This is a genomic window from Micromonospora sp. 4G55 (genome assembly GCF_016803375.1).
The window spans coordinates 1-5,929 of the sequence record NZ_JAEVHN010000389.1 but is presented as its reverse complement, the minus strand read 5'-3'; the positions used below and the strand labels follow the sequence as shown (position 1 = coordinate 5,929).

Sequence of the window (5,929 nt, the reverse complement as noted above, 5' to 3'; positions counted from 1 at the left end):
GCACGGACCGGGACGCCGACGGCGTACGGCAGGGACTGGCCGAGGCGCGGCCCTGAGCGCGGGTACGACAAAAGAAGCTCCGCCGGCGATCAGCCGGCGGGGCTTCGTCGTGCCCGGGATCAGGACGGCTCGGGGCCGCAGATGAAGCGGGGCTCGGCGTCGTAGGTCCAGCTGAACTTCTCCCGCTTGACGACCTTGCCGTCCTTCTTGATGACCCGGAAGGCGTCCTGGCTGAACCCCTCACTACCCGCGGCGGAGATGCAGTTCGGGCCGGGCTCCAGGTGGACCGTCTTCGGCGCGGTGATGTTGCGGCGCGGGCCGTACTCGGTCTTGACGCTGTCGTAGATCTTCGTGCTCCAGATCGACACGGTGATCGTGCTCGACGTGTACGAGGTGTCGATCAGGACGCCGTGCGGGGTGTTGTTGCGGAACTTGAAGTCCAGGTCCGGCCAGAAGATGGTCGACTCGATCACCGCCGGGTAGCGGCTGAAGTAGAACGAGTGCGGCTTGTGCTCGACGTCCTCCAGGCCCGCGTAGTAGGAGGCGTTGAACAGCGTCGTGGTGAACTGCGAGACGCCGCCACCCACACCGGGCACCAGCTTGCCGTTGACGATCACCGGGGCGTCCTTGTAGCCCTGGTCGTACCCGCGCTCGCCGGTGTGGCCGTTGAGGGAGAACGTCTCACCCGGCTTCACCACCGTGCCGTCGACGTCCTTGGCAGCCTGGACGATGTTCTGGCTGCGCGGCGAGGAGAGCCCGCCGGGGAACCGGGTGGTGAAGGTGGAGACGCGCTCCTTGATGCCCAGCGCCCCGAGCTTCGCCTCGGTCAGCTCCGGCTCGGCCGGCTCGAGCTGGCCGCTGACCGACCGCCCGTCCGCCTTGGGCAGGACGGCGAGCAGGTCGCGCGCGAGGGCGGCCGAGTCCAGCTGCTGGCCGGCGCGGCCGGGCACCATCTTCGGCTTGCCGCCGGAGATCGTCATCGTGGCGTCCTTCGGCGGCGACTCGATCGACGCCAGCTTGTCGCCGAGGGCGGCGCGCAGCCGCTTCACGTCCACCCGGGGGGTCAGCTTGCCGGCCTCGTCGGCGGAGAAGCGCAGGCCGCGGGCGATCGCCGTCGGCGGGATGCTCACCGTGCCCTTGTCGGTGGTGAGCGTGACCGGCTTGGCGACCGCCGGCCGGGCCAGCTCCTCGACCAGCCGGTCCACCTCCTCCGCGGTGGTCGCCGGGGCCTTCTCCACCAGCGGCACGGTCACCTGCTCGCCGGCGAGCCAGCCTTTCGTGACGACCTGGGCGGAGTGCTCCCGGTCCACCGACAGGGCCGGCTTCGGGTACACCGGCTTCGGGGTGGTGCCGGTGAAGATGATCGCCGGCATGGTCATCTCGCGACCCTGCTTGCCCACGATTCCGCGCAGCGCCGCGTCCAGCCGGTCGGCGTCGACCGTGACCACCGGGTCGACCGTGCGGGAGCCGAGCAGCCGGCTCACCGGGTGCGCGTCGGCCTCGGCGGCCGCCGCCACCGTGGCCTCCACGTCGATGGCCAGGCCCACGTCGGCCGGCCTGATCTCCGCCTTCTGCTCCCCCACCAGCACGGTCAGCGGAGCGTTCAGGGTGGCCGCCCGGCGCTCCAACTCGGCGCGCAGCTCCCGGGCCGCCTCGTCCCGGCTCCGGCCGCCGAGCTCGGCGCCGAGCACCGTCGTGCCCCGGGGCACGTCCCCGGCGTACGCGTAGGCGCCGGCACCGCCCACCCCGGCCAGCACCACGGCGCCAGGCCGCCGGCGAGCAGCAGCCGGCCCCGGCGCGACCGTGACCAGCCCGAGCCGGACTTGCCGGTCGGCTCCGGCTCGTCGCCCGGCCAGGTCACCGCGGTGACCTGCACCGTCGGCCGGTCGTCGGAGACACGTTTGTCGCCGTAAAGGGTCACAGCCACCTCGATCGGGACGTACCACATGGGGGTTGCGAGCCCCCGGAAGACGTCTACGGTAACCAACGCGCGAGCCGGTGGACACCGTGCGGCTGGCCACCCCGCGCACCGCGTGTCGGCGGGGCCGACCCGGTCATCCGGCCCGGGTGCCGCCGTGGCACGGTGTGCGGGTGGCGGATCGGGTGCTGGCGTACGGCGGCGGGTGGCTGAACCGGGCGGGAGCACTGCGCGGCAACCGGGATTGGATCTCCACCCGGCTGACCGATCCCGGGGCCGTGCTGCTGCCGCTCTGGCGGGACCACTGCCTCGTCACCGCCGACCAGACGCCGGTCCGGCTGAGCCCGGCCGACGCCCCCGAGGTGCTCGCCGCCGCCGACGAGAGCGTCTTCCTGGGGCTGGACGGCGAGGCTCCGGTCTTCGCCGTGGACCTTTCCGGGCGTACCGCGCCCGAGGCGGCCCGGCTGGCCGGCGCGGCCGCCACCGCGGACGTGCGCGCCCTGGTCGCCTGGCTCGACCCGGCCCAGGCGGCGGTGCAGGCGTACGCGCGCGGGCTGCTGCACTGGCCGGCAGCAGCGGTACTGCGGCAGCTGCGGCTCGGCCACCGTGGCACGCGACGGCGGGCACGTGCGGGCCTGCTCGGGACCGCGCTGCGGGCGGCTGCTCTTCCCCCGGATCGAACCGGCGGTCATCGTGCTGGTCGAGGCGCCCGGGTCGCCCGACCGCTGCCTCCTGGCCCGGCACGCCGGCGCTCCGGAGGGGGCGTACTCGACGCTGGCCGGGTTCGTCGAGGTGGGCGAGAGCCTGGAGGACGCGGTCCGCCGGGAGATGGCCGAGGAGGCCGGGGTGACCCTCTCCGCGCTCTCGTACCAGGGCTCGCAGGCCTGGCCGTTCCCGGCCGGGCTGATGGTCGGGTTCCGCGCCACCGCCGCCTCCGAGGAGGTCCGGGTGGACGGCGAGGAGTTGCTGGAGGCGCGCTGGTTCACCCGGGACGAGCTGCGCCGCCGGGCGGCCGAGGGGCGCCCGCTGGGCCGGCCCGACTCGATCGACCACCACCTGCTCGGCAGCTGGCTCGCCGACGGCGACTGACGTACGTCCGGCCGGTCGCGTCGCGGCGGGTCAGGTCCGGGGCGACGGGTCGCGGGGGCGTAGTGCCAGCCAGGCCATCACGGCGGCGGTCAGCGCGGCGGCGCCCAGCGCGCAGGTGAGGATCCCCTCGACCGTACGCGGCGCGACCAGCACCGCCGCGCCGGCCAGGCCGACGGTGGCCACCCAGAGCGGGACGGCCGGGAACCGGGCGCCGCTGGCCACCCGGTCGTTGACCAGCATGAAGACGACCGCGTAGAGGGCGCCGGTGGCGGCGAAGAGCGGGGCCTCGCCGGCCAGGTGCAGGTAGTCGGCGCCGCCGGCCAGCCGGAACGCCAGCTCGCCGCCGAGCGCGGCGGCCCCCACCAGGACCGCGCCGCAGGCGAGGATGACCGCCAGGCCCAGCGCCCGGGCCCGCCGGTCGCCCTGCGCCAGCCGGGGCAGCGCGAGCAGGGTCACCACCTGCGGCGCCCAGAGCGCGCCCTTGGTGAGCACCGCGCCGACCGCGTACGCCCCGGAGCCGTCCGCCGACAGCAGCTGCCGGGCGAGCAGCAGGTCGGCGTACGAGATGGTGAGCATCGCCAGCGTGGCCCCGCACGCGGTCATCACGTGGGCGGGTCGCAGGCCGCCCTCCGGTGCGGCGGCGGACGGGCCGGGGGCGGGCGGTGCGGGCGAGGCGGGCCAGCAGCGGCAGGACGAGCAGCCCGGTGACGGTGGCGAGCAGCAGCGCGATGACCGGGCCCGCGCCGAGCGCCAGCCCGACGATCAGCCCGCCGTAGCGGCCGAGGGCGAGCACGGTCATCCCGGCGGAGAGGCGCAGGAAGCGCTGGTCGCCCTGGAGCTCGCCGAGCCAGCGGCCGGCCAGCACGGTGGCGAAGGTGGTGGCCGCGAGCAGCAGGGTCAGCGCCACCGGCAGCCGCAGGAGCACGGTGAGCAGCGGCGCCGCCGCGACCGTGACGCCGGCGGTGACCCCGGCGGTGAGCAGCGCCAGCCGGCCGGTGGGGGTGGGGCCGCGCCGGGCGCGGTGCGACGGCGACGGCGATCTGCAACCGAAGCCGGGTACGGCGGCGATCGCGCCCAGCGCCAGCACGGTGGCCAGCGCGCCCAGGTCGGCCGGGTCGAGCCGGCGGGCGCCGAGCACCGGCACCAGGTAGGCCAGGGCGTTGCTCAGGGTCGTGGCCACGGTGACGGCGGCGCCGGCGGCACCGAGCCGCCCCGCGCCGGCGTCCCTGCCGATGGTCTGTGTCATGCCGCCCCGAGTGGCCCGCGCTGCTTCGACGACCGCGGCTCGCGGCCGGCGGCGGCCGCGACCTCCCCGGCCCGACCGGGGAGACGGTACCGCTCGACCGTCCGGCCGTCAGCCCCGCACCCGCGACCCCTGCCCTCGCGGCCGGGAAGGGTCTAGTGTGCTGCCCCATGGCGTCGACGAACGTGGCCGCGGCAGCGACCTCCGGGCTGGCCGCGAAGCTCCCCGAGCGGTGGGTGGCGGACGGGATCCGGCTGGTCTATCCGCGGGTGGAGCCCGAACTGGCCCGGCTGGCCGACTTCGTGCCACGCGGCGGCACCGCCGTGGACGTGGGCGCCTGGTACGGCCCGTGGACCGCGCGCCTGCTGCGCCGCGCCGACCGGGTGGTGGCGGTGGAGCCCACCCCGCAGCTGGCCCGGCAACTGCGCACCGCGTTCCCCGCCGTCGAGGTGGTCGAGGCGGCCGTTTCCGACCACGCGGGCACCGCCTCGCTGCACGTTCCCGCCGCCGGCCCGATCGTCGGCACCTCCTCGCTGGAGGACCCCGGGCTGGGTGACTCGGTGGAGGTCCCGCGGATCACCCTGGACTCGTTGGGCCTGACCGACGTGCGTTTCGTCAAGCTCGACATCGAGGGGCACGAGCTGCCGGCGCTGCGCGGTGGGGCGGAGACGATCCGCCGCGACCGGCCGATGCTGCTGATCGAGGTGGAGGAGCGGATCCAGCCGGTGGAGCCGCTGCTGGAGCTGCTCACCGGCTGGGGTTACCGGGGGTACGTGCTGCCGGGGCGTACCTGGGTGCCGCTGGCCGACTTCGACCTCGGGCGGCACCAGCGGGAGGCGATCGCCCGGGTGGGCCAGAGCTTCGCCCGTCGGGTGCTCTGGCCCCGCCCCCGCTACGTCAACTCGGTGCTGTTCCGGCCGGAGTGACCCCGGCCGGGCGCGTCACTGCTGCGGCGTCGGGGTGCCGATGGCGACCTCGTTGGTGCACAGGGTGACGTCGGGGTCGGCGACGTTCAGCTCGGCCGTGTCCCCGCCGCCGGTGAACTCGAAGAAGATCTGGTTCAGCCCGGTCTTCACCGGGAACCGCTTCTCCTTGCCGCCGAACCGGAAGGTGGCCGTGCTGTCGCCGGAGCTGAGGTAGCCGATCCGGACCACCCAGAACCAGTCGTCGCGCGGCCCGGTGAGCGGCATCCGCACCGGCTCGCCGTCGGTGACCTTCCAGCCGCAGGCCTGCTCAGGCCCCGGCTGGACGGTGGGGCCGTCGATGCGGACCGGGGTGATCCGGCCGGTGGGGTCGAACAGTGACGGCGCCTCCGCCTCGGTGACGAAGACGGGCCGCTCCGGCAGGGCGCGGAAGAACGTCGACTGCCGGTTGTACGGCGCGGAGAGCGTGGGCACCACGTCACCGGGGACCGGCTGGTCGAAGAAGACCGTGCCGGGCGGGGCGGCGGCCAGTTCGGCGCGGACGGTGTCCAGGTAGGTGCGCCCGGCCTTGACCGCCCACTCGTCGCCGAACCGGGCGGTCGTCCAGGCGGTACCGAGACCGCCAGCGACCAGGGCGAGGGCCAGGCCGGCGGAGACCGCCTCCCGGTGGCGTACCAGCACGACCGGGGGCGGCGGGTCGTCCGGGTCCCGCCCGGCCGGTGAACGCCGCCAGCCCGGCCGGCTGCTCCGGGCGGT

At 75.3% G+C, this 5,929-nt stretch carries 1 protein-coding gene and 4 pseudogenes; 2 read left to right on the top strand and 3 right to left on the bottom strand.

Going from position 1 to position 5,929, the window contains the following annotated elements; translation table 11 throughout:
* Positions 1-119 precede the first annotated feature (119 nt).
* Positions 120-1,927 (bottom strand): annotated as a pseudogene (locus JNW89_RS25240) (VanW family protein).
* 158 nt (positions 1,928-2,085) lie between these two features.
* Here JNW89_RS25240 and nudC point away from each other — a divergent pair.
* Positions 2,086-3,007 (top strand): annotated as a pseudogene (nudC, locus tag JNW89_RS25235) (NAD(+) diphosphatase).
* Positions 3,008-3,037: 30 nt separating this feature from the next.
* Here nudC and JNW89_RS39015 read toward each other — a convergent pair.
* Positions 3,038-4,253: pseudogene (locus tag JNW89_RS39015) on the bottom strand (polysaccharide biosynthesis protein).
* Between the two features lie 167 nt (positions 4,254-4,420).
* Here JNW89_RS39015 and JNW89_RS25220 point away from each other — a divergent pair.
* Complete coding sequence (locus JNW89_RS25220) at positions 4,421-5,176, top strand: FkbM family methyltransferase (protein ID WP_238450784.1); 756 nt, start codon at positions 4,421-4,423, stop codon at positions 5,174-5,176.
* A 15-nt stretch (positions 5,177-5,191) separates the two neighbouring features.
* Here the strand turns inward: JNW89_RS25220 and JNW89_RS25215 are convergent.
* A pseudogene (locus JNW89_RS25215) lies at positions 5,192-5,929 on the bottom strand (hypothetical protein); the annotation flags it as partial.